Genomic DNA, 24440 nt, shown 5'->3' with positions numbered 1-24440 from the left:
AGGTATGGCTACTAAAAAAAACAATCAATCTAATAAAGATATTAATTATTACAAAAAGAAATTCTGGAGAGTTTTTGCTTACTCTTTACTTGGAATTTTAGCTTTCTTTTTATTTGCCTCTTGGGGTTTATTTGGATCTATGCCTTCATTTGAAGATTTAGAAAATCCAGATTCAAACCTTGCCACAGAAATTATTTCTTCTGATGGTGTGGTAATTGGTAAATATTTTAAAACCAACAGATCACAGCTTAAATATTCAGATCTACCTAAAAACCTAGTAGATGCTTTAGTCGCAACTGAAGATGCTCGTTTTTATGAACATTCAGGAATTGATGGTCGTGGAACTCTACGTGCTGCTTTTTCTTTGGGAACCAATGGAGGAGCAAGTACAATAACACAGCAATTGGCAAAACAGTTATTTCATCGTGGAGGATCTAGCTTTCTGCCTTTTAGAATCGTGCAAAAAATAAAAGAATGGATTATTGCTATTCGTTTGGAAAGGCAATATACCAAGAACGAGATTTTGGCTATGTATTGCAACGTTTATGACTTCGGAAATTATGCTGTTGGTGTTAGTTCAGCAGCTCAAACCTATTTTTCCAAAGATCCTAAAGATTTAACGATAGACGAGTCGGCAATTTTAGTGGGGATGTTTAACAATTCATCTCTTTACAATCCGCTTCGAAATCCTGTTGGAGTAAAAAACCGTCGTGATGTAGTTTTGGGTCAGATGGTAAAAGCAAAGATGATTACCAAAGCAGAAAAAGAGAAATATCAGGCATTACCAATAGCTTTAAAGTTTAAATTAGAAAGCCATCGTGAAGGAATGGCAACTTATTTTAGAGAATATCTTCGTGATTACATGAAGAAATGGGTTGCTGAAAACAAAAAGCCAGACGGATCAGACTATGATATCTACAAGGATGGTCTTAAAATTTATACTACGATAGATTCGAGAATGCAGCAATATGCCGAAGAAGCAGTTTCTGCACACATGCAGAACCTTCAACAGCAATTTTTTATTGAGCAGAAAACAAATAAAAATGCTCCTTTTGTAAATATTACTCAAGCAGAAACAGACAGAATCATGATGCAGGCAATGAAGAATTCTGTTCGTTGGGCTCAAATGAAAGAAATGGATAAAAGTGAAGACGATATCATTGCTTCGTTTAAAGTAAAAACAAAAATGCGTGTCTTTACTTGGAAAGGTGAAAGAGATACAACTATGACACCGTTAGACTCTATTCGTTATTACAAACACTTTTTACAATCTGGTTTGATGTCAATGGAACCTCAGACTGGGGCAATTAAAGCTTGGGTTGGAGGTATTAATTACAAATATTTTCAATATGATCACGTAGGACAGGGAGCTAGACAAGTTGGTTCAACATTCAAACCTTTCGTTTATGCAACTGCGATTGAAGAACTTAATATGTCTCCTTGTGATTCTATTTTAGATGGCCCTTTTATGATTCACAAAGGACGTCATCATGTTACAGCCGATTGGGAACCAAGAAACTCTGATTACAGATACAGAGGAATGGTTACTTTAAAACAAGCTTTAGCGGCTTCGATTAATACAGTTTCGGCTAAATTAATTGACAGAACAAGTCCAGAAGCAGTTGTAGAATTGACTAAGAAATTAGGAGTTAAAACAGAAATTCCAGTACAGCCTTCAATTGCTCTAGGAGCTGTTGATATTACGGTTGAAGACATGGTTGCGGCTTATAGTACTTTTGCAAACCAAGGAGTTTATGTAAAACCACAGTTTTTAAGCAGAATCGAGAACAAAAGCGGTGAGGTTATTTATGAACCGATTCCTGAGTCTCACGATGTTTTAAATAAAGATATTGCATTTGCTGTAATTAAATTACTTCAAGGGGTTACTGAAAGTGGTTCTGGTGTACGTTTACGTACGCAAGGCGGTGGAAGTGGAGATAATCGCTGGACAGGTTATCCATATATGTTTACAAATCCAATTGCTGGTAAAACAGGAACAACGCAAAATCAATCTGATGGCTGGTTCATGGGAATGGTTCCAAATCTAGTAACTGGAGTTTGGGTTGGATGTGAAGATCGTTCTGCTCGTTTCAAAAGTTTGACTTATGGACAAGGAGCAACTGCAGCTTTACCTGTTTGGGGGTATTTCATGAAAAAATGTTATGCTGATAAAAATCTTCAGATTTCCAAAGGTGAATTTGAGCGTCCAGCTAATCTTTCAATAAAAGTAGATTGTTATACTAGACCGACCATTGTGAAAGATACTACGGCAACAGAACAAAATACAGATGAGTTTGAATTGTGACAATGTTGCAATAAAAGCTAATTAATTATATATCATCCCTTTACTGCTCTTTTATAAAAGATTAGTAAAGGGATTTTTATTTGGGTTTTATTTTTACGAAATCGTTATAATTCAATCTAAAAATCTTATTTTTATCAAAAATATACAGTAATAAAGACAGTTTGTTATGATAACAAAAAAAGTAAATAACGTTGAGGATGCTATTAAAGGAATTGAAAGTGGGATGACCATCATGTTTGGTGGTTTCGGATTGTGCGGTATTCCTGAAAATACCATTGCAGCTTTGGTAAACACATCGATTTCAGATTTAACTTGTATTTCTAATAATGCAGGAGTTGATGATTTTGGACTAGGATTATTATTGCAAAAGAAGCAGATCAAGAAAATGATTTCTTCTTACGTTGGAGAAAATGCCGAATTTGAACGCCAGATGCTTTCAGGAGAATTAGAAGTTGAGTTAACTCCACAAGGAACTTTGGCAGAACGTTGTCGTGCAGCACAAGCCGGAATTCCAGCTTTCTTTACGCCAGCAGGTTACGGAACTGAAGTGGCTGAAGGAAAAGAAGCTCGAGAATTCAACGGGAAAATGCATATCATGGAAGAAGCTTTCAAAGCAGATTTTGCTATTGTAAAAGCTTGGAAAGGTGATGAAGCAGGAAATTTAATCTTCAAAGGAACTGCCAGAAACTTTAATGCTTGTATGGCAGGTGCTGGAAAAATCACAATCGCGGAAGTTGAAGAATTAGTTCCGGTTGGTTCATTAGATCCAAATCAGATTCATATTCCGGGAATTATGGTACAGCGTATCTTTCAGGGAGAGAAATTTGAAAAGAGAATTGAACAGCTAACAGTTAGAAAAAAGGTGTAATTGTATAGGTATATGTTTTGATAATATGGTAATTAAATAGTGTTATTTAAAGTATAATCTAACCATAAAATAACTTTTGATTCATTAAAAAATGATAAAAAACCTTTTTTGTTGCTTAATGCTTTCTTTTATTTCATTGAAAACTGCTGCTCAAACAAATGAACTTCGTCAAGAACTCAAACAGATTATTGCGAATAAAAATGCTACTGTTGGAGTTTCAATAAAAAACATTGAAGATAAAGATACTTTAAGTATTAATGGAAATTTGAAAATGCCTTTAATGAGTGTTTTTAAATTTCATATTGCATTGGCTGTTTTAAATAAAGTGGATGAAGGAAAGCTTTCGTTAACTCAGGATATCTTCATAAAAAAGAAAGATTTACATGAAAATACTTGGAGTCCGATGATGGAGGATTATCCAAACGGAAATGTAAATCTGACTCTAGATAAATTGCTTCGATATAGCGTTTCACATAGCGATAATAACGGATGTGATATTTTGATCAATTTGGTTGGAGGAACTAAAGAAGTTCAGAAATTTATAAATAAGCAGGGAATCCAAGACTTTGTCATTAAAGTGAATGAAGAACAGATGAAAACTTGGGAAAAACTTTATATAAATACAACAACTCCTTTGGCAACAACAGAATTGCTGGAGAAATTCTACAAAGGAGAGATTCTGAAAGAAACCACGACAAAGTATTTGTATCAAATCATGATAGAAACTTCAAGAGGATTAACGTGGATGAAAGCAGGACTTCCTGAAGGAACAGAATTAGCGCATAGAACTGGAATTTCAGGTACAAATGATCATAATTTGAGAGTTGCTATGAACGATGTTGGTATTGTAAAACTTCCAAATGGAAAACATCTCATTGTTTCTGTTTATTTAAAAGAAATTACAGAAAAGAGAGAAGACACAGAGAAAATAATCGCAGATATAACCAAGGCAACTTGGAATTATTTTGCAAAAAAGAATTAGAGAATTAGGATGATCAAATCAATTATCTAATTATAAAATGGACTAATTAACACATTAGAGATATGTTAACAAAAGAAGATATAGCAAAACGTATTGCAAAAGAAGTTAAGGACAGATACTTTGTAAATCTTGGAATTGGAATTCCAACCTTGGTTGCAAATTATGTTAGAGAAGATATTGCAGTAGAATTCCAAAGCGAAAACGGAGTTCTCGGAATGGGACCTTTTCCATTTGAAGGTGAAGAAGATGCCGATATTATAAATGCAGGAAAACAAACTATAACAACATTACCGGGAGCAAGTTTCTTTGATTCGGCGTTTAGTTTCGGAATGATCCGAAGCCAAAAAGTAGATTTGACGATTCTTGGCGCAATGGAAGTTTCTGAAAATGGAGATATTGCCAATTGGAAAATTCCAGGCAAAATGGTAAAAGGAATGGGAGGCGCAATGGATTTGGTGGCTTCCGCCGAAAATATTATTGTTGCGATGATGCATGTGAACAAAGCAGGGGAATCAAAAATATTAAAAAGATGTACTTTGCCATTAACGGGCGTAGGATGCGTTAAAAAAGTCGTAACAGAGCTTGCGGTTCTCGAAGTAACAGAAAAAGGTTTTAAGCTCTTAGAACGAGCGCCAGGTATCTCAGTCGAGCACATCATCGCTTCAACCGAAGCTGATTTGATTATTGAAGGAGAAATTCCGGAAATGTCTATTTAGGAGAAATTGCCACAAAGGCACAAAGACTCAAAGTAAATTTTTTAAAGCAAAAAAAGAAAACCGCCCAATAAGGCGGTTTTCATCTTTTAAAAAACTTTGTGACTTAGTGCCTTTGCGGCAAAAAAAATTATAAATTAAATGAAGCTCCTAAACTAAAAGTAGCTTGATTATTCAAATGATAGAAAGGATCATTGTTTGAACCATATTTTGCAATTGGGAATCCGATTTCTGTGAAAACACCAAATCCGTCAGTAAAGAAGTAACGACCACCAACATGACCACCAAAATTATGTAAACCTAAACTTAATCCAGGATAAACGTCTAATTGTTCAACACCAATTACGCTTGATAAATTAGCATTGATTCTTGCTTTAGCATCAAAACGATCGCCAAAATCTGGATCTGCATTACTATAGGAAACAGTGCTTCCGTGGTAGAAACCGTTAAAATTATCAACGCCTAATAAATAGTTTGCAACAAATCCAAAAGAGAAGTTCTCTCCTAAACCAAAATCAATAGATCCCTGAATTCCAGATCCACCATCTTGTAGATTAGCACCAACGTTTACTCTAGTATCACCTTTACCAGTGAAGGCTTTTTGTGCATTGATAAATCCGAATGAAACTAAGAACAAGAGTGTAATAACCTTTTTCATAAATTTTTAAATATTAATTATTTTGAAAAGCAAAAATAAATTTTAAATAAATTAATTCCTACCCTTTTCGTTAAAATACAATTCGTTTAAGGGCTCGCTCTGCCAGTATTCCTTCGTATTGATATCCAAAATCGTAAGCGGACCTCTAAAGGCAGCGCCCGTATCGACATTCCAAACACAGGCTCTGTTTACCGGAATTGTTTGTCCAATTCTTGTAACCGGGGTGTGTCCAATGTAAACTTCTTTATAAACGGTAAATCTCTTCGGATAGTTTACATCATCCTCTTTTAATTTTGGATCTAACGAAAGGGCAGTTTCCCAAAGCGTTCTGTCCCAGTAAAAAAGCTTAGAGAAGTATTCCCATTTTACGCCGTTTAAATTGGTAAATCCTGCATGAACAAACAAACGATTTTGATCGTCAAGATAATAGTCTTGAAGATTTTCTAGAAATTCAATATGTGTTCTCTTTTTATCTGCTGAAATTTTTGCGTAACCTTCAACAGTAGCTTTTCCGCCATGTTTGTACCACATTTCTTCGTCAAAATCATCGTGTCTTTCTTCCAGCCAGTCCAACGCCAGCTGATCATGGTTTCCTCTAATGAAAACACAATTTTGTTTGCTTTTTAAATGAATCAAATAGTCGATTACTTCAACAGACTGACTCCAGCCGTCTACGTAATCGCCCAAAAAAATTAGAGTATCTTCTGTAGTAACTTTGGCTCTTTCAATCACTTGTTCAAGTGCAAGTAATCCGCCATGAATGTCACCTATAACAAATGTTCGCATTATTTAATTTTTCGAGTAGAAGAACAAAAATAAAAAGAATAATTGGTTTGCACTCATTGAATTTACATTCTTTAAAAATTGATATGATTTATAACTATTTACAACATTTTTTTATTGTTTTTCCTCAGTAAATTTGCAACATGTCTGAAATACCAACATATCGCAAAATCATTCACATCGATATGGATGCTTTTTATGCATCGGTAGAGCAGATGGACAATCCTGAATTAAGAGGAAAGCCCGTTGCGGTCGGCGGTTCAGAAAATAGAGGAGTGGTTTCAGCGGCAAGTTATGAAGCTAGAAAATTTGGTGTTAGAAGTGCAATCAGCGGGGTTTTGGCTAAAAAATACTGTCCGGATATTATCTTTGTCCGCCCGAGATTTGATCGTTATAAAGAAATTTCATCCAAGATCCATAAAATCTTTCATGATTATACTGATTTAGTTGAACCTCTTTCGCTTGACGAAGCATATTTAGATGTAACTCAGAACAAAAAAGGAAATCCAAGTGCAAGTTTACTAGCACAGGAAATTCGAAGCAGAATTTTTAATGAAGTGGGGCTAACAGCTTCTGCGGGTATTTCAATCAATAAATTTGTCGCTAAAATTGCCAGTGATTATAATAAACCCAATGGACAAAAAACCGTAAATCCAGATGAAGTTGAAGCTTTTTTGGAGGATCTGCCGATTCGTAAATTTTATGGAGTAGGGAAGGTGACAACCGAAAAAATGTATCAACTTGGGATTTTTACAGGAACGGATTTAAAAAGTAGATCTCTAGATTTTCTAGAAAAACACTTCGGGAAATCGGGAGCTTTTTATTACAATGTCGTTCGTGGCATTCATAACAGTGAAGTAAAATCGTCTCGAATTACCAAATCTGTAGCGGCAGAACACACTTTTGATGTCAATCTTTCATCAGAGATTTTTATGATGGAACAGTTGGAAAGAATTGCAGTTTCATTGGAAAAACGGTTGAAAAGACACAATATTTCAGGTAAAACAATTACTTTGAAAATAAAATACAGCGATTTTTCGCAGCAGACCAGAAGTAAAACGCTACCTTATTTTATTTCGGATAAAAGTTTGATTATGGAAAACGTAGAAGAATTGTTATATCAGGAAAAAATGAAAGATTCGGTTCGTTTACTTGGGATTTCTTTAAGTAATTTGAATACCGAAGAAAAAAAGGCTGTCGTTGTACAACTAAAATTTACGTTTTAGTACTATTTTTAACACATATATCACAGTATTCTTTAGGGGTTAATGGGGTTTTTAATTTACCTTTGGAGGAAAACATTTGTTGATGATCTAAACTAGGTTTATATGAAAGATACAAACTCTGACGATTTATTGCAACGAAATACTGTTCCGATTCTTTCTTGGGATTTTCATTATGAATATGTAAAAGAATTAAAAGATTTAACTGCTGATTTGGAAAAGGTGGATCAGATTTCTACTCAATTTACCTGGGATGAAAAAAAGCTGAATATCAAAGAAAGAATCAAAGAAGAAGTTGTTGTGGTAACTGATTTAGATTTGAAAATTGTTTTCGTTTCGAGTGGTATCAAAAAAATGACGGGTTACAAAGCAGAAGAAATTTTAGGTAAAACACCAAAGATGTTTCAAGGACCTGCTACTTCAAAAAAGACTTTGAAAGAAATCAGAGAAGCTTTGGCGAAGAAAATTCCATTTGAAAAAACACTGGATAACTACCGAAAAAATGGGAAAACATATAAATGTAAAATTGATGCTTCGCCAGTTTATAACCTAAAAGGAGAAGTTTCGCATTTTATAGCTTTTGAAAAGCAAGATTTAAGTGCTTGATTTGCCACAAAGGCTCTAAGACGCTAGTTTTATTTAATATAGAAATAAAGAAACCGCTCGATGAGCGGTTTAACTTTTATAAAAAACTTTGTGTCTTAGAGCCTTTGTGGCAAAAAATTATAAATTAGCAAAGAAATCATTTCCTTTATCATCTGTAATAATGAATGCAGGGAAATCTTTCACTGTGATTTTACGAACAGCTTCCATTCCTAGTTCTTCAAAATCAACTACTTCAACTTTAAGAATGTTGTCTTGAGCCAAAATAGCTGCAGGACCTCCAATAGAACCTAAATAGAATCCGCCGTATTTGTTGCAGGCATCCGTAACTTGTTTGGTACGATTTCCTTTTGCAAGCATAATCATACTTCCACCATTTTTCTGGAATTCATCTACATAAACATCCATACGGCCGGCAGTAGTTGGGCCAAAACTTCCAGAAGCCATTCCGTCTGGTGTTTTAGCAGGACCAGCATAATAAACGGGGTGATTTTTGAAATAATCAGGCATTGGTTTTCCAGCGTCTAATAATTCTTTGATTTTGGCGTGAGCAATATCTCGGGCAACAATTACAGTTCCGTTTAATTTTAAACGTGTTTTAACTGGATATTGAGATAATTTAGCTAAAATATCTGCCATTGGCTGATCTAAATCAATTTCTACAGGAGCTTCTAAATGCGGCGCTGTTTCTGGTAAAAACTGTTTTGGATTTACTTCTAACTGCTCAACGAAGATTCCGTCTTTGGTAATTTTTCCTTTGATGTTTCTATCCGCAGAACAAGAAACACCTAATCCAACCGGGCAAGAAGCTGCGTGACGAGGCAGACGGATTACACGAACGTCATGTGTGAAATATTTTCCACCAAACTGTGCTCCGATAGCACTTTCCTGACAGATTTTCTGAACACGTTCTTCCCATTCGTGATCACGAAAAGCCTGACCAGCCATGTTTCCAGTAGTTGGAAGATGATCATAATATCCTGCAGAAGCTTTTTTAACAGCACTTAAGTTTGCTTCGGCAGAAGTTCCACCGATTACCAAAGCTAAGTGATATGGAGGACAAGCAGAAGTTCCTAAATCTTTAATTTTGGCGCGAATGAATTCATCTAATGATTTTTCATTCAACAAAGATTTTGTTTGTTGGTATAAGTATGTTTTGTTAGCAGATCCTCCGCCTTTTGCCATAAACAAAAAGTCATAAGAAGTTCCTTTTTTAGCATAAATGTCGATTTGAGCCGGAAGATTTGAACCTGAATTCTTTTCTTCAAACATCGAAATCGGAACAATCTGCGAATAACGTAAGTTTCTTTTTTGGTATGTATTAAAAATTCCTCGGCTCAACCATTCAGCATCATCAACACCAGTAAAGATGCTTTCTCCTTTTTTAGCCATTACAATCGCCGTTCCGGTATCCTGACAACTTGGTAACTGACCTTCAGCAGCAACCGAAGCATTTTGAAGTAAATTGTAAGCAACAAAACGATCGTTGTCTGTAGCTTCTGGATCGTCTAGAATTTTTCTTAATTTTTGCAAATGTGTCGTTCGTAACATAAACGAAACATCCGTTAAAGCTTCTTCAGCTAATAATTCTAAACCTTTTGGATCAACAGTTAAAACTTCACGTTCTCCAAATTGCTCCACTTTCACAAAATCTGAGGTGATTTTGCGATACTGCGTATCGTCCTTTAAGATCGGATAAGGATCTTGGTATATAAAATCAATCATTGCTTTGTTTTTTTTTACAAATTTAGAAATTATTTACCTAAGAAAGAATTTGAATAAGGCCTTCTAGACAGTTTTATTCAGCACTGTTAAATTGATCAAAAGTCATCTTTTTTTGAAAGTATGCTTTGTCTTTTGCCGAAAGTAATTTCTTGCTCCATTGGTTTCCTTTTAATTCAAAACTAATTGAATCTGAGTGTGTAAGAACTCCCATGTCCATGTTCTCATCTTCATCTGCCGGCACAAATGCAACAGTTTTGCAATAAAAAGATTTTGGATCAGAATCATTAGAAGGATTTACAATTTCCAGCCAATTTCCCCAACCGCTGTCTGACATGGTATTCCATTGATGAACAAGCTGTAAAGAATTGTTTTTGAAGTAATACAAATAGTTTTCATGTACATAACCACAAGCAGGATATCCAAAACCTAGCTGTATGAAAGGAGAATTTTTATGAGAAGTATTGGTTAAACCAATAGAGCCTCCCCATTCTGATCCTTTCTCGTAATTTTTAATGACAACTTTAGAAGAAATCAATTTGTTTTTATTCTGATAAAAATCCAATCTGAACTTTGAAGTCATTATGCTGTCCTGATCGGCCTTTAGATCTACAAGATTTGCTAAAACATGTGTAATTGAACTATTTTTATCTTCAGAAAGATAAATAGTATCCGTTCGAAGAGCACGTTCATCAGCAGCATCATCGTTTGTGATCATAGCAATTTCTTGCGGCACGGGCAATTCTGTAACGGCTTCTGAATTAGTAGGTTTGTTTTGACATCCGATTAAAAGTAGTAAGGAAAAGAAAATTGGGGTTTTCATGGTATTATTTTAGATTTTCAAAAATAAATTTTTCATCGTATTGGATGCTAAATTTATTCAGAAAATTTAAATATTCCTCATTAAAGCTTTGTTTTTTGTGATGCTCTTTTTGATTTTGAATGAGATTGGTTCAAATTAAAAAAACCAAGTCGCCACAAAAATTGCCGTAATCACACAAATCAAATCTACCAAAAGCATTGTACCCAAAGCGTAACGTGTGTTTTTGATGTTTACAGACCCAAAATAAACTGCAATTACGTAAAACGTACTTTCGGCACTGCACTGGAAAATACTGCTCAATCTAGCCGTTAAAGAATCAGCACCAAAAGTATTCATGGAATCGATTAAGAAACCTCTCGATCCTGCAGAACTAAACGGACGAAGCATCGCAACAGGCAACGCATTAGTAATTTCTTTACTTACACCCATATTTGAAAATACAAATCCGATTCCGTCGCTGATAATTTCAAATAAACCGCTGTTTCTGAATAAGGAAATTGCAACTAACATCCCTAAAACATAAGGGAAAATCGTAACTCCTGTTTTTACTCCATTGTTTGCTCCGACTACAAAAGTGTCAAAAACGGTTGTATTGGCATCTTTGAACTTTTGTTCATGTCTGAAAGAAAAAATCAACGTGAAAACGATGATCGTCAATAATATCAATCCTGAAAGATTAGAAGTAAAATAGTTTTTTCCAATTAAATCCAAATGATTAACATACATCAATAAACCAACAATAGCAGCAATTAAACCCATTAACCCAATAAGAAGTGAAGCACTTTTAAAGTTGATTTTCTGTTTGATACCCACAATTAAGAACGCAGCGATTGTACCAATGAATGAAGTGATAATACACGGAAGCATTACATCGGCTGGATTACTGGCATTTGCAGCAGCGCGATAACCGATAATAGAAGTGGCAATTAAGGTTAATCCCGAAGCATGAAGACACATAAACATAATCTGAGCATCACTGGCTTTGTCTTTATCCGGATTTATTTCCTGCAGACTTTCCATTGCTTTAAGTCCAAATGGAGTTGCAGCCGAATCTAATCCCAAGAAATTGGCAGCAAAATTTAAAGTCATGTACGATATTGAAGGATGGTTTTTTGGAATACTTGGAAACACTTTTACAAATACTGGACTCAATGCTTTTGCCAGATTTCCAGATGCTCCAGAAATAATTAAAAGTTCCATTAATCCGCAGAAAAAGGCCAAATAGGCAATAAGCGGTAAAATCAAATCGACTAAAGTACTTTTACAAGTTGGCAGTAAACCATCAGACTTCTGAAGTCCGCTGAAAATTTTTACAGTTTTGTTTTTGTAAACATAAGTCGTGTCGGCATTAAGCGTATCACGATTGATAATCATGGTTTGATCGGGAGCTTTGTGAATGCTGTCTTTGATAAAAGCAGGAAGTTCTTCGATGTACTTTTCTGAAACTAAAATAGGATCGTCTTTTTTTCCATTTAAAACAGAATCAATAGTATATGTATTGGCAGTAAATAAACTGGCTACAATGAAAATAATCGAAGAAATAAAAATAACTAACCAAAATCTGCTCAATACCATAACTATAATTTTTTGTAAATGTAATTATTTAGCAATAATAAGCATAAAGATTTTAGTAGTCAAACGAGAAGTGTTTACGAAAAACAACGATATTGAGGATAAAATGCAATCTATTCAATCACAATTTTAGTTCCCATATAATTTTCAAAAGCTTTAATTCCTTCAAACAAAACTTGTTTTTTAGAACTTTCTGTCTCATTAAAAAATTCCGTTTCAATTTTGATGTGATCTTTTTTAATGGTTCTTTTCCAGATTCCAATTACTTTTCCATTCTCCAGAATAATAGGCTTAAAAATACCATTATTAGTAAAAGTTTTGGATTGATGATCTCCTGAAAAGGAAACTTCTCGTGTTTTGTACGAAATTAATATCTCATCGAATGCTGGAAGAAAATGAACGCTTTCGCGAAAGGGATTCTCTTCTTTAGAATTTTTTCCAAACCAAAATATCTGATTATCAATAGTAATATGGTTTAAATGCAACTTAATTGCATCAATAACTGATTTGCAAATTGTTGGAGAAAAACCAGACCACCACGAAAAATCGAGCAAAGTTGCCGGGCCGTGACTCTCAAAATAACGTTGCGCAAGTTTGGCAACACCTTCTTCTTTGGTGAGTTTTGTTTTTGGTTTTTCGACACGTTCTTCAAGTAAAGCATACGTAATTTGTTTCCCTTTCATTCTTCCGTTGCAGACCAAACCTTCCAATTCTGCATTCATCATAATGGAGGCGGCGAGAAAATCTTCTTTAGAGGTTTTCTTGACATCAAGTTCCTGCATAATTTCTTCTCTCGTCAAATGATTGTTTCCAGATAACAGTTTTTCAATTTTGGTGTTAAACTGATCGAGCTTTTTGAGATCAACATCAAATTTTTTAGCTCCAGAAACGGCCAATCTTTTTATTTGAGGAGCCGAAATATCCAGCATCCAATAAATATCATCAGCAGCAACAAAATGCCAGGTCGGTCGCAGTATATGAGTTCGAATAATCTGTCCTGAATTTACCGCTTCTTCAATTTCGGTTTCAGAAGCATCACATCGGGATCCAACGGCCCATTTTGCCATAGCATAATCCTGCGCCTGCATCGCACCAAAATGTTTTACAACTTCTTGAGGAGAGCACTGAGTTGTTTTAAACAACTTTTGAGCATTCATACGATGATGTGAAATTTCAGAATGAATCATAATTAGAATTATTTTAAACCATGTAAGTTATATAAGTTCATTAAAACCAACCTTAGTATCTCAGCAACTTAGTCCCGATAGCTATCGGGATAGCATCTTAGAATCAAACATGAATAATCTCGTCATCAATCAGCAAATCTTCTCTTCTCAAACGAAGAAATATCTGAGCAACAGCAATAGTATCTTTTTCGCAATACGTTATAATTCGGTCAATGTCTTTTTCAACATAGTAAACATGCGCAACCTGACTTCCGTCAATATCGCCTTTTGGCGATGGAACTCCGAGGATTTTAGTTAGCAGTTTTAGAGATGTAAAATGTTTATAATCTCCAAACTTCCATAATTCTAAAGTGTCGAGATGCGGAATTTCCCAAGGTTTTTTTCCAAATAAATTCAGTTTGTCCGGAATAGGCATTTGGTTAATAATCATTCTTCTCGCTATAAACGGAATATCAAATTCTTTAGAATTATGGCCGCACAACAAATGCTGTGGCTGATTAAAGTGATTGTTGATTAGATTAGAAAAGTCTTTTAGGATTTTCTTTTCCTCGCCGAAGAAAGAAGTAACCCTAAAGTTTCGAACATCTCCTTTTATGGTAAAAAAGCCGACAGAAATACAGATGATTTTGCCAAATTCAGCCCAAATACCGGCACGTTCGTAAAATTCTTCCAGAGAGAATTCGTCTTTTCGCTGATATTGCGTTTTCAAATCCCAAAGCGTCTGCATTTCCGCGTCAAGCGAATTGAAGTTTTCTTCTTCTGGAACGGTTTCTATATCAAGAAAGAGAATGTTGTTGAGATTTATTTTTTCAATCATAGTTTTGATGTGGTTTTTATAGCCACGAATTCACGAATTTACTCTGACTTTTTTATTTGATATAAATGTACACAAATTTGATTTTAGTATTTTTAAAAAACACAAACCGAATGAATTTTCTTATGTAAAAAGTATTGAAATATAAATTAAACGAATTAATTAAAAAGAAAATTCGTGAATTCGTGGCTATAAAACTAGAATAAACTTTGCTGTGGAGATGGGCATTCATGTTCCAAAAGCCATTTCTTGCGGGACAATCCGCCTGCATATCCTGTTAGTGATCCGTTTGTTCCAATAACTCTGTGGCAAGGAACTACAATCCAAAGCGGATTTTTTCCATTTGCCGAAGCTACTGCACGAATGGCTTTAACATCGCCCAGTTTTTTGGTCTGATCCATGTAGCTAACCGTTTTTCCGTATGGGATTTCTAATAAGGATTTCCAGACTTTCTGCTGGAATTCGGTTCCCTGCGGATTTAGTTTGAGCTCAAAATCGGTTCTTTTGCCTTCGAAATATTCATTTAACTGCAAAACTGCTTTTTGTAAAACTTCGGGAATAGTCTGAGAAACTTCGTTTGTGCCAACATCAGAAACTGAAATTACGGCAATACCATTTTCATCTCCAATAATTTTGGTGATTCCTAAAGGGGAGTTGATATAAACTGTTTCCATAATTTTTTTAACCGCAAAGACGCTAAGTTTAGCGCAAAGTTCGCAAAGTTTTTTTTAAACCATGTAAGTTATATAAGTAATTTAAGTTTTTGTTTTTAGGAAAAGCCTTTTTAAATGAACTTACATAACTTATACGGTTTTAATAATTCTCCAGCTTAAATTGATAGTTTAAAATTGTCTCAATTTTTCCGCTAGAAATAGTCTTTTTAATGTTTGATTTTTCAGAACTGAATTTCGGTAAAACCAGATTTAAATCTTTTGCTTTTTGTGTATAATATTCCTCTCTTGTGGGATGAAAAGGAGCAACGGCATTAAAAACTTCATTCCACTTTGACTGTTTTATAATTTCTTCAATGATAGCGATGCAATCTTTTTGATGAATTAAATTCACTGGAGCATCTGGATTTTCAAGGTTTTCTTTTCCAGCTAAAAATTTGACAGGATGACGATCTTCTCCAATTAATCCGCCGAAACGTAGAATTGTAGTTTCGAAGTTTGGATTGTTTTGAAGTAAAGCTTCGGCTAAAAGCAATTGTCTGCCACTTTCTGTTTCCGGATTTGGAATGGTTTCTTCTGTAACCAAGTTAGTGTCATCTCCATAAACCGAAGTAGAACTTATAAAAAGTACTTTTTCAATAGTTGATTTTTCTATAAAAGGAATCAGATTTTTGATTTTCTCAACAAAAACTTTCTTTTCGGAATCAGGATTTTCACTTCGCAATTTAGGTGGAATATCAATAATTAAGATTTTGCTTTCGGCTAAAAAAGTATCTGTGTTTCCTAAAATGGCATCACTCTCAACATGAATCAAAAATGGATTTATTCCTGCTTCTTCTAACGTTGAAAGTTTATTTTCAGAAGTTGTGGATCCTTTTACTGAATTTCCATTGTTAATTAGTTTTTTTGCTAGAGGAAGTCCAAGCCATCCACAGCCTAATATGCTTATTTGTGTCATTTTTTGAGGTTCAGAGCGACAAAGGTACAGAGTTGCAAAGATTTTTAGCCACAGATTAAAAGGATTAAAAAAGATTTTTCAAATAAAGATCTGCGATTATCTGCTTAAATCTTTTGATCCCGATAGTTATCGGGAGCGTATAATAAAAAAGGCAGATTAAAAAAAATCTGCCTTTACTATTTTATTCTGGTGTTGCAACCGGAACCGGTTTTACACTGTCTTTCGAGATAGCCAAACTATCTACAACAGGAGCCGTTTCAATTGGTTTTACTGGTGCGACATATCTTTTTAATTTCTGCTGAATCAATACAGCATCATTTAAAACAAAAGGAGTTGGCATCATCCAGTTTTCTCTTGGTTTAACATTTAACAGTGGATTCGACATTAGATCAAATGAACTTTCGATTAAATCCATATCAAAAATAGACGATTTATTGATGTAGAATTCCATTTCCAAAGGTTCATTGCCTACAACATAATAACATAAAACTCTTGAACCTTCGCGTTCCAGTTTATTGGTTTTTGCTCGGGATTCTTCGACGCCGTTAGCTTTAAAGTTATAAAACGTCATTTTGGGATTGGCGTAGATATCGTAACGATTTACTTTTCTGTTAGGTGTAATTCTGATCTTCAGGTATCTGTTATTACCAATTACACTATCTCTTAAAAACTGAATAGTAGGCTTTGGAACATCGACAACCGGAGCAATTGAACTGTAAGTAAATGTCGAATTGTATTTACTTGCCAATGGAAGCGAATTTAAACCAACTGCCTTTTGATTCTTTTCTCCTAAAAAAGATTTTGTCCAATCATCAAGGTTTTTGTCATAAGTTGTCCATACAGCAGAATTATTGTCGGCATTATAAACATACAGCAAACTATTTGATTTGGCTTTTCCTGGCTCGTATTCAGAATGATATCCAGCGTAAATGAAAAATGAAATAGAAACCAAAAAGAAAACCACAGTCCAAATACCTTTTTTGGCAAAATCTCCAAATATCGGCAATAATAATCCAAACAATAAAACAGTTAAAATGGCACTTCCAAATAGAATTTTAAGCCCTAAACCAACTGGGAACATCACAATAAATGGAGCAATAATAGCTAAAGCCGGAATACTGAAAATTAAATTTACTCCCAAACTGTAATGCTGTGTGAAAACAAATATTCCGAATAACAGAATTCCAAAATAAACAGGAATGATTAAAAATCCTGCACCTGTTAAACTGTTTGCTAAAAATCCATTAATGATAATCCAAAGTAAAAGAGGAGCCACAAAATGATTCATGGTAATTTTAGCTTCAGAAAAATGATGATAGAAAGCAAAACAAATCGCAATACTTAAAGTGACAAATGCGCCAATGTAAGCGTGTCCGTTATAGGTAAATCCGTTTAAAAGATCAGAATATTGCGGATAGATTTCCAAAATCAGTTTCCATCCTAAAAACGTTACTAAACCAGCAATTATTATAGATCCCAAAAGAGGTACAAAACCTCTGAATATTTCTCTGAAAGTGATTATTCTTTTTACTTTTCCGATGAAAATAAACAAAGCCAATAATCCAAAGGCGATTAATGTCATTGGCATTACCCACGAAAAAGGATAACTTATGAATGAAAACGGAGCGCTGAAATAAACATTATCTTCTGTAGATTCTGTTTTAGTTAAATCAATGTTGCTCAAATATTTGATCAAAGGCATGATGTAAGTCCCTTGATGTGCTAAAGTAGTTTTGCTCAAATGCTGAACGTCGTCTTGTTGTGTATGATAGTTAAAATGTCCGTCAATAAAAGCGAAATTGTAGCCCTGAATATTTCCTTGTTCTCTAAAAACTGTTAAATCTGTATCGTTTGGAAGCATTTTGTAAATACTGTACATCAATGAATTGGAAACTGGATAAGAAGTTTTGGCATCAGAAAATGCTTTTACCATGGCTTCATTTCCTTTTGTGGTTTCCATTAGCATATAGCTTGGTCCAGAACTTCCGCGGGCTTCAAAGTTTAAAACCACACCAACATCTTTTGCCCACGGATGCTGATTCACAAAAAGAGCAGCTCCATTAAGACCTAATTCTTCGGCATCTGAAAATAAAATGATAATGTCATTTTTCTGAGGATGTTTAGAATATAAAAAGGCACGAACACCTTCTAAAATTGTTGCGACACCCGAAGCGTCGTCGCTTGCTCCTTTTGAGAAAGAATGTGGAGCACTATCGTAATGAGAAAGAAGTAAAAGTGCTTTGGTATTGTTAGTTCCTTTTATTCTTGCTAAAATATTTTTAGATTTTACTAAAAGGCCTCTGTCGTTTAAAGTATAACCTTCCTGAATACTAGTTTCTAAACCAATTCTGTTTAATTCGAGTTTTAAATAATTGGCAACTAGTTCATGATTTGTCGATCCGACATAATGGGGCTTTTGCGCAATAATTTCGACCTGGTTTAAAGCTCTTTCGGTTGAGAATTCCGCGAGTGCTTCATCATCTTTATTGATTCCTTGCGGCATCATGGTGGCGTATATAATGCCCAGCAGAGCTAAGACACAGACAATGGCTAGAATTGAGGTTTGGTTTTTTCTCATGGTTAATAAACGCTAACTATATTTCTTTTTTAACAAGCATAAAATAATCATTGTCCAAGGAACGATAGCCTTGGTCATACAAGAAATAATATGTATTTCCTGTCTTCGTCTGTAAAATGTTTGTAAAAAACTCAAAATCAAAGCCTTTGTTTAATAATTTGTCACGCGATGCCTTTGATTTTCCATCTACATTTAACTCTGCCAAAATACGGTAATTTTTGCGTAACTTGTTGTTTATATTTCGCATGAAATTTGTACTATCTTTATTTATTTTGTTATTGTACGCATTTCGGCAGCTATCAGAGCAAAATTTCTTGTCTTCTCGTCCAACAATCTTAACGGAACATTCGAGGCATGTCTTCATTTAACAATTTTTATTTCGTTGATAAACTAGGTTTTTCGTTTTCTCTTTTAATAATTGCTTGATTGATTTTGTAGATTAAAAGTTCCACTTTTTTAAGGTCACAATGGGTTAGAACAATATCCTTAAAACCATTTTCCAAATTAATTCTAAGTTCGCTTGATTTTGCGGGGACATTTAGTCCAAATGTTGTTTCTATTATTTTATTAATAAAAGATAAATTTCTTATCAGTTCTACACTTGTAATACTGTCAATTTCAAATATGCCGTTATCCCTCCTGAAATCAGTATTATTAACTACCAAATGATCATTTTCAATATAGATTTCAAATAACGGATTTCTTCTAATGACAGTCATTGGTTCTTTTATTTAATGAGCTCTTTATGAATTTAGCTTTTTAAGTTCATAAAGATCTTTCCTTCTGTCTTTTAATGTTTTGACACTTCCATGTTCATGAAGTTCTTTTAATAAATTCAGATCAACATCTACAATTAAAGTCATTTCGGTGTTTGGAGTGGCTTCAGCTTTAATTCCGTTGCTTGGAAAAGCAAAATCAGAAGGTGTAAATACAGAAGACTGTGCATATTGAATGTCCATATTGTTTACTTTCGGAAGATTTCCAACACAACCTGCTATGGCTACATAACATTCATTTTCGATTGCACGTGCTTGTGAACAATGTTTTACACGAGTATATCCATTTTGTGTGTCTGTTAAAAAAGGCACGAATAAAATATCCATTCCTTCATCAGCTAAAAGTCTTGGAAGTTCTGGGAATTCGACATCATAACAAATTAAAATTCCAATTTTCCCACAATCGGTATCAAAGGTTTTAAACTCAGAGCCACCTTTCATTCCCCAATGAATCACTTCGTTTGGGGTAATATGAATTTTGGTATACATTTCGGAAGTTCCGTCTCTTTTGCACAAGAAGCCAACATTATACAGATTTCCGCCTTCCAAATATGGCATACTTCCGGTAATAATATTGATGTTGTAGGAGATGGCAAATTCCTGAAATCGCTTTCTGATTGGGTCAGAATGGCGTGCCAATTCCCGAATTGCTTCTGCTTCAGATAAATGATTGTAATCGGCCATTAAAGGCGCAATGAATAATTCGGGAAAAAGAGCAAAATCAGAGCCATATCCAGAAACAGCATCGATAAAGAATTCGGCTTGTTCAAATAGTGCTTCAACGTTGTTTAACGGACGCATCTGCCATTGAATTAATCCCAAGCGAATGATGTTTTTCTTTAGATTAATTAGTTTCGGACTGTCATCATAATAAATATTATTCCATTCCAGTAAAACAGCAAACTCTTTCGATTCTTCATCGCCTTCCAAATAATTTTTGATGACTCTCAAAACATGAAAATCATTGCTTAACTGAAAAGAAAGAACAGGATCATACAACTCTTTGGTTCGTACTTTTTCGATATAGGTTTTTGGAGACATCTTTTTAGCATGTTCCCTGTAACTCGGAATTCTGCCTGCAAAAACAATTGCTTTTAAGTTCAGCTGTTCGCAAAGTTCCTTTCTGGCATCGTATAATCGACGACCTAGACGTAAACCTCTATAATTTGGGTGGATAAAAACATCTATTCCGTATAAAATTTCAGCATTTGGATTATGGGTAGAGAATTTGTAATCGCCACTAATTTGTTGGTAATTATGTCTTTTTTCTACTAATTTTTCATCAACAATTAGAGATAATGCAGAACCAACGACTTTTCCATCAACTAAAATTACCAGTTGTCCTTCTGGAAAAATAGAAAGTAATCTTTCTATATCTTCAGATCCCCAATACGAATCGGCCATTTCAGGATACGATTCTATCATTGATTTTTTTAATTGTTTATAGTCTTCAATTTCTAAATTTCGTAACTCGACTTTTTTGATTTTTGCCTGCATATAGTAAGATTTCTCTCAAATATACAAAAAATCATTTCCAATTACAAACGGTTACAAATAGTTACATTCGATAGTAAATAGTTAACAACCGACTGTTATTGCTGGGCTGTATCATCTTTGCATCGTTGAAGTTGACGAACAATTTCAAGTTATACTAACATTTAAATAATATACGCCATGAATGCAATGAAAAACAGAGTACAATTAATTGGGAATGTAGGGAATGATCCAGAAGTTAAAACATTAGAAAGCGGTAAAAAGCTAGCGCATTTAACAATCGCAACCAACGATGTTTACAGAAACGAAAAAGGAGATAAGGTAGAACAAACCGAATGGCATCGTGTAACTGCCTGGGGAAAAGTAGCCGAAATTATCGAAAAGTTTGTCGTAAAAGGAAAAGAAGTCGCAATTGAAGGTAAACTAACTCACAGAAGTTACGATGACAAAAACGGAGAGAAAAAATACATAACCGAAGTTGTTGTAAACGAGATTTTATTGCTATAAATAACTTTTGATTATACGCCACGAAAAGCAAACCCGACAGGTTTTTAAAACCTGTCGGGTTTAACTTTTATAACATGATTATAAAATCGAAGCTCCATTGCTATCTGTTGTCAATACTTCGCTCATGTAATCGAAGAAAGGTCTCATTTTTTTGAAAGTGTCCAAAGCTTGTTCTAAAAACTTTGGGTTCAATACTTCCTCGTCTGTAAAACGTTTGATGATTAAAAATTGTTTGTAACGCAGTAAATCAATGGCTTCATGATCGGCATCAAAACCTTTTGGAGCTGTTTTCAATTGTTCGCCTTGCAGTGTTCCAAATGTATCTTTGAAAGATTTGGAATTTAGGATTTCTCGGAAAGCTTCAGAGTTAAATCCAAATTCAGTTCTGATGCGTTTTAAGTCAGATGCATTTGGTCCCCAAAAGCCACCGGCGAAAAAACTGTTTCCTTTTTCCAAATGAAAATAATAACCGCCACGTCTCGCAGCCGTTGCGCGTGTATAGCTTCCGCCCCAATAATGTTTAAAAGGAGTTTTGTCTTTAGAGAAACGAATATCGCGATAGATTCGGTAAACGCTTTTTTTACCTGAAGCATTTTCCAAAACATCGGTTTTAGAAAGTTCTTTTAATAAAGCATCAGCAAAATTTTGAATATGTTCTAATTCGATTAAATATTCGGATTTATGATCGTCAAACCAGGGTTTGTTATTGTTTTCTTTAAGCTGAACCAAAAAATCAAGGCTTGATTTTGGTATAGTAACGTGGTTTTCCATAAGTGAATTTAAAAATCAGAAAAATTGATTGCAATTTAAAACTAAAAAACCCATTAGAGAAATCTAATGGGTTTTTGTATATGTTGTTAAGCCGTTTTTTTGAATAAATCAAACATAGGACAGCGAGAACAGCGCTTTTTTTCGCTCTTTTTATATTTCTCACAGCAAGAAGATTTGCAATTTTCAATCTTCTTAATCTTATCAAGGATTTCAGAATTTTTCTTTTTCTTTTTATCCTTTTTCTTCTCTTTGTCTTTTTCTTTCTTGCCCAATTTTCCTCTGTATTATAAAAACAGAGACAAATATAAACCAAAAAAGTAATTTTTAAATATTCTAAATAAACTTTAACTTTTTTTATTTTGGATTGATAGCAATCGAACTTGTAACTGTTAATTGCTGAATATCACGGTCGAACAAGTAAAGTCCGCCTTTGTCTTCCCCAATTAAATTGATTTTATCCAGAATAGATTTAGCAGTTGCTTCTTCTTCGATTTGTTCAGAAACATACCATTGTAAGAAATTATGTGTAGCATAATCTTTTTCTTCAAAAGTAATATGCACTAATTCGTTGATCGATTTCGATACAAAAAGTTCGTGATTGTAAAGCTCTTCAAACATTTCTTTAAAAGTAGAATAAGTTATTTTAGGTGCTTTTAAATCTGTTACCTGAGCGTGGCCTCCGCGTTCGTTTACATACTTAACCAATTTAAGCATGTGTGCACGCTCTTCATCTGACTGCGTGTACATAAATTGAGCAATTCCCTCTAATCCTTGTACTTCTGCCCAACAAGCCATAGAAAGATACGTTTGCGAAGATTCTGCTTCTATGCGGATTTGCTTGTTTAAAGCCGATTCAATATTTTTTGATAGCATAATATGTGTCTTTTTTGTAAAATTAGAAAAAATAATCCAAACCATTTTTTCAAAACCCTGAAAACAATACGTATTTCAATTCACTTCCAATAAATTTAATACTATTTTATATCGCCAAAAGAGAAAGGTTTTGAGAATTGAGATTTATTCATAATCGGATTTCCATTGTCTTGCATCATAGGGCCATCGGTAAATTTTCGCATTATAAACTGTTGAGAACCACTATCGAAATAGCTTAAAACATAAAAATCTTTCAATCTTAACGCATCATAAAGTTTTATGCCTTTATTACTGTTCAAAAAGTAAAACAAATTGTCTATAGCTAAAGGTCTTGATTGATAGTCTTTTGCGAAATTTAGGTTTTCACTTAACATTGCGTCAAAATAAACTGCTTTGCTTAGCGAATAAGGGACACGCTCTCCAAAATCATTTGAAGAATTGAATGAAAAATAAAAATCTGAATATTCTCCAAAACCGCTAAAAGTGATAAAACTGTTTTTATGGTTTTTAAAAACGGAAACACCAGCAGGAAGCCCGTTTATGCTTTTCAGAAACTTTTCAGTAGTTTTTAATTGACGAGGTTCGTTATTGTCAATTTGTGTAATGAAAGGAGAATTCATAAAAGGAATCGTATCATTTTTTGAAAATGAATAATTCTTGATGCCTTTTCCTGAATCAAAATCTTTGATTTGAAATAAAAAGAATTCTCTATTTGCCTTTACTTGGAATAGTTTATTATCACTATAAAAAGAATTCGTTGTTCGTAACGGAGTTTCTGGAGCAGGCAGATCAAAAGTTTTTTCTTTTATTTCACCCGTTTTAATGTTAAGATCGAATGCTTGTGTTTTGATAAGACTATTATCAAATGTCAAAATAATATGATCCTGAATAACATACATTTTGCTAGTACTTGAAGCCAATTCAATTGGAGCATAAATATCTGGGTCTATTTTCTGTATCGGGAAATATTTAATAAGTGCATTAAAAGAGATTTGAGTATTCCTTTCATTCTTAAAAACAAAGGAAGAAAAATCAAACATTTTAACTTGACATTTTCCATCTTCAAATTTGTAAAGAAGCAGATGTTCAAAGTCTTTTTCTTTTGCAAGAATGAAGAAAGTATTATTCTGCTGGAAAGAACTAATAATATAATCGTGATTTTTTGGGAAATCGAAGTTTAAGGATTCTAAGGTTTTATTATCTAGATTATAGACTGTAATTAAAATATTTTTATAATCACGGGAACTCCAGTAAAGGGATGGTTTTTTATCCTCACTGATGCTGTAGCCAATTAAATCCCGACTAGTTTCATGTTTGATGGAATCTGTAAATTGATTTGCGAGGAATAAAGACGGATTGTATTTTAAAATATTTACGTTTTTATTGTCCCACGTAAAAACATAAATGTCCTTACTTTTTTCATCTTGAGCATTTAAAATCTGGGTCTTTCCCAAAAAGTTGAGATTTAATGGTAAAGAATTTAGTACTGTTTGACTAAACAGCACGGTTTTAGAAAATAAAACGAAGAGTAGAAGCAGTTTTTTCATAGTGGAAAATTC

24 protein-coding genes and 1 pseudogene are annotated in these 24440 nt (G+C 34.1%); 7 read left to right on the top strand and 18 right to left on the bottom strand.

All coding sequences use genetic code 11. The features are described 5' to 3' along the window. Window positions 1–4: 4 nt before the first annotated feature. The 4 genes from GSY47_RS21280 (at window position 5) to GSY47_RS21265 (ending at window position 4871) form a co-directional block, all read left to right on the top strand. Entirely contained in the window at window positions 5–2305 is a 2301-nt protein-coding gene (locus GSY47_RS21280) for a penicillin-binding protein 1A (RefSeq protein ID WP_179003024.1), read from the top strand. A gap of 166 nt (window positions 2306–2471) precedes the next feature. Continuing rightward, on the top strand, window positions 2472–3173 hold the full coding sequence (locus GSY47_RS21275) for a CoA transferase subunit A (protein WP_179003023.1): 702 nt from the start codon (window positions 2472–2474) through the stop codon (window positions 3171–3173). A gap of 91 nt (window positions 3174–3264) precedes the next feature. Further along, on the top strand, window positions 3265–4155 hold the full coding sequence (gene bla, locus GSY47_RS21270) for a class A beta-lactamase, subclass A2 (protein WP_246611372.1): 891 nt from the start codon (window positions 3265–3267) through the stop codon (window positions 4153–4155). 62 nt (window positions 4156–4217) lie between these two features. Next, on the top strand, window positions 4218–4871 hold the full coding sequence (locus GSY47_RS21265) for a CoA transferase subunit B (protein WP_179003022.1): 654 nt from the start codon (window positions 4218–4220) through the stop codon (window positions 4869–4871). A gap of 127 nt (window positions 4872–4998) precedes the next feature. Here the strand turns inward: GSY47_RS21265 and GSY47_RS21260 are convergent, their stop codons facing one another. Together GSY47_RS21260 and GSY47_RS21255 are read right to left on the bottom strand one after the other, a co-directional pair. Next, window positions 4999–5526 carry a DUF6646 family protein gene (locus GSY47_RS21260; RefSeq protein ID WP_179003021.1) on the bottom strand — a complete coding sequence of 176 codons (528 nt, stop codon included), beginning with the start codon at window positions 5524–5526 and terminating at the stop codon, window positions 4999–5001. A 51-nt stretch (window positions 5527–5577) separates the two neighbouring features. Further along, on the bottom strand, window positions 5578–6312 hold the full coding sequence (locus GSY47_RS21255; RefSeq protein ID WP_179003020.1) for a metallophosphoesterase family protein: 735 nt from the start codon (window positions 6310–6312) through the stop codon (window positions 5578–5580). A 140-nt stretch (window positions 6313–6452) separates the two neighbouring features. On the opposite strand from GSY47_RS21255, the gene dinB reads away from it, so the two are divergent. After that, window positions 6453–7535, top strand: a complete 1083-nt coding sequence (gene dinB, locus GSY47_RS21250) for a DNA polymerase IV (RefSeq protein ID WP_179003019.1) — start codon at window positions 6453–6455, stop codon at window positions 7533–7535. A gap of 102 nt (window positions 7536–7637) precedes the next feature. Then, a complete protein-coding gene (locus GSY47_RS26395) occupies window positions 7638–8138 on the top strand; it encodes a PAS domain-containing protein (protein ID WP_179003018.1) in 501 nt (166 codons plus the stop codon). Between the two features lie 117 nt (window positions 8139–8255). Here the strand turns inward: GSY47_RS26395 and GSY47_RS21240 are convergent, their stop codons facing one another. From GSY47_RS21240 to GSY47_RS21190, 12 genes and pseudogenes are all read right to left on the bottom strand, one after another. Beyond that, window positions 8256–9860, bottom strand: a complete 1605-nt coding sequence (locus GSY47_RS21240) for a fumarate hydratase (protein WP_179003017.1) — start codon at window positions 9858–9860, stop codon at window positions 8256–8258. 73 nt (window positions 9861–9933) lie between these two features. Then, window positions 9934–10680, bottom strand: coding sequence for a hypothetical protein (locus GSY47_RS21235; RefSeq protein ID WP_179003016.1), 747 nt, complete (start codon window positions 10678–10680; stop codon window positions 9934–9936). Window positions 10681–10684: 4 nt separating this feature from the next. Then, window positions 10685–10801: pseudogene (locus tag GSY47_RS26505) on the bottom strand (IS200/IS605 family transposase); the annotation flags it as partial. A 14-nt stretch (window positions 10802–10815) separates the two neighbouring features. Further along, the gene (locus GSY47_RS21230) at window positions 10816–12255 is read right to left on the bottom strand and encodes a nucleoside recognition domain-containing protein (RefSeq protein ID WP_179003015.1); all 1440 of its coding nucleotides are present in this window, start codon (window positions 12253–12255) and stop codon (window positions 10816–10818) included. A 110-nt stretch (window positions 12256–12365) separates the two neighbouring features. Further along, complete coding sequence (locus GSY47_RS21225; protein ID WP_179003014.1) at window positions 12366–13439, bottom strand: winged helix DNA-binding domain-containing protein; 1074 nt, start codon at window positions 13437–13439, stop codon at window positions 12366–12368. 103 nt (window positions 13440–13542) lie between these two features. After that, the gene (locus GSY47_RS21220) at window positions 13543–14256 is read right to left on the bottom strand and encodes a 3'-5' exonuclease (protein WP_179003013.1); all 714 of its coding nucleotides are present in this window, start codon (window positions 14254–14256) and stop codon (window positions 13543–13545) included. Between the two features lie 194 nt (window positions 14257–14450). Continuing rightward, on the bottom strand, window positions 14451–14927 hold the full coding sequence (locus GSY47_RS21215) for a methylated-DNA--[protein]-cysteine S-methyltransferase (protein WP_179003012.1): 477 nt from the start codon (window positions 14925–14927) through the stop codon (window positions 14451–14453). A 139-nt stretch (window positions 14928–15066) separates the two neighbouring features. Further along, complete coding sequence (locus tag GSY47_RS21210) at window positions 15067–15882, bottom strand: NAD-dependent epimerase/dehydratase family protein (protein ID WP_179003011.1); 816 nt, start codon at window positions 15880–15882, stop codon at window positions 15067–15069. A 181-nt stretch (window positions 15883–16063) separates the two neighbouring features. After that, the gene (locus GSY47_RS21205; RefSeq protein WP_179003010.1) at window positions 16064–18460 is read right to left on the bottom strand and encodes a M28 family peptidase; all 2397 of its coding nucleotides are present in this window, start codon (window positions 18458–18460) and stop codon (window positions 16064–16066) included. A gap of 16 nt (window positions 18461–18476) precedes the next feature. Further along, window positions 18477–18824: a hypothetical protein gene (locus GSY47_RS21200; protein ID WP_091489760.1), complete on the bottom strand. Its 348-nt coding sequence runs from the start codon at window positions 18822–18824 to the stop codon at window positions 18477–18479. A gap of 10 nt (window positions 18825–18834) precedes the next feature. Continuing rightward, on the bottom strand, window positions 18835–19179 hold the full coding sequence (locus GSY47_RS21195; protein ID WP_179003009.1) for a hypothetical protein: 345 nt from the start codon (window positions 19177–19179) through the stop codon (window positions 18835–18837). Between the two features lie 24 nt (window positions 19180–19203). After that, window positions 19204–20733 carry a bifunctional GNAT family N-acetyltransferase/carbon-nitrogen hydrolase family protein gene (locus GSY47_RS21190; protein WP_179003008.1) on the bottom strand — a complete coding sequence of 510 codons (1530 nt, stop codon included), beginning with the start codon at window positions 20731–20733 and terminating at the stop codon, window positions 19204–19206. 177 nt (window positions 20734–20910) lie between these two features. On the opposite strand from GSY47_RS21190, the gene GSY47_RS21185 reads away from it, so the two are divergent. Beyond that, on the top strand, window positions 20911–21237 hold the full coding sequence (locus tag GSY47_RS21185) for a single-stranded DNA-binding protein (protein ID WP_091489754.1): 327 nt from the start codon (window positions 20911–20913) through the stop codon (window positions 21235–21237). Window positions 21238–21315: 78 nt separating this feature from the next. Here the strand turns inward: GSY47_RS21185 and GSY47_RS21180 are convergent, their stop codons facing one another. The 4 genes from GSY47_RS21180 to GSY47_RS21165 all read right to left on the bottom strand — a co-directional run bounded on the left by GSY47_RS21180 (window position 21316) and on the right by GSY47_RS21165 (window position 24335). Beyond that, the gene (locus tag GSY47_RS21180) at window positions 21316–22008 is read right to left on the bottom strand and encodes a DUF2461 domain-containing protein (protein ID WP_179003007.1); all 693 of its coding nucleotides are present in this window, start codon (window positions 22006–22008) and stop codon (window positions 21316–21318) included. Between the two features lie 86 nt (window positions 22009–22094). Continuing rightward, complete coding sequence (locus tag GSY47_RS21175) at window positions 22095–22280, bottom strand: hypothetical protein (RefSeq protein ID WP_091489749.1); 186 nt, start codon at window positions 22278–22280, stop codon at window positions 22095–22097. A gap of 82 nt (window positions 22281–22362) precedes the next feature. Continuing rightward, complete coding sequence (locus GSY47_RS21170) at window positions 22363–22881, bottom strand: ferritin (protein WP_179003006.1); 519 nt, start codon at window positions 22879–22881, stop codon at window positions 22363–22365. Between the two features lie 101 nt (window positions 22882–22982). Beyond that, window positions 22983–24335: a hypothetical protein gene (locus GSY47_RS21165; RefSeq protein ID WP_246611371.1), complete on the bottom strand. Its 1353-nt coding sequence runs from the start codon at window positions 24333–24335 to the stop codon at window positions 22983–22985. Window positions 24336–24440: the final 105 nt, after the last annotated feature.

Source organism: Flavobacterium quisquiliarum, assembly GCF_019308285.1.
GTDB classification, from domain to species: Bacteria; Bacteroidota; Bacteroidia; order Flavobacteriales; family Flavobacteriaceae; genus Flavobacterium; species Flavobacterium quisquiliarum.
The sequence above is the reverse complement of the archived record's forward strand: the minus strand, read 5'-3'. Positions and strand labels throughout refer to the sequence as shown.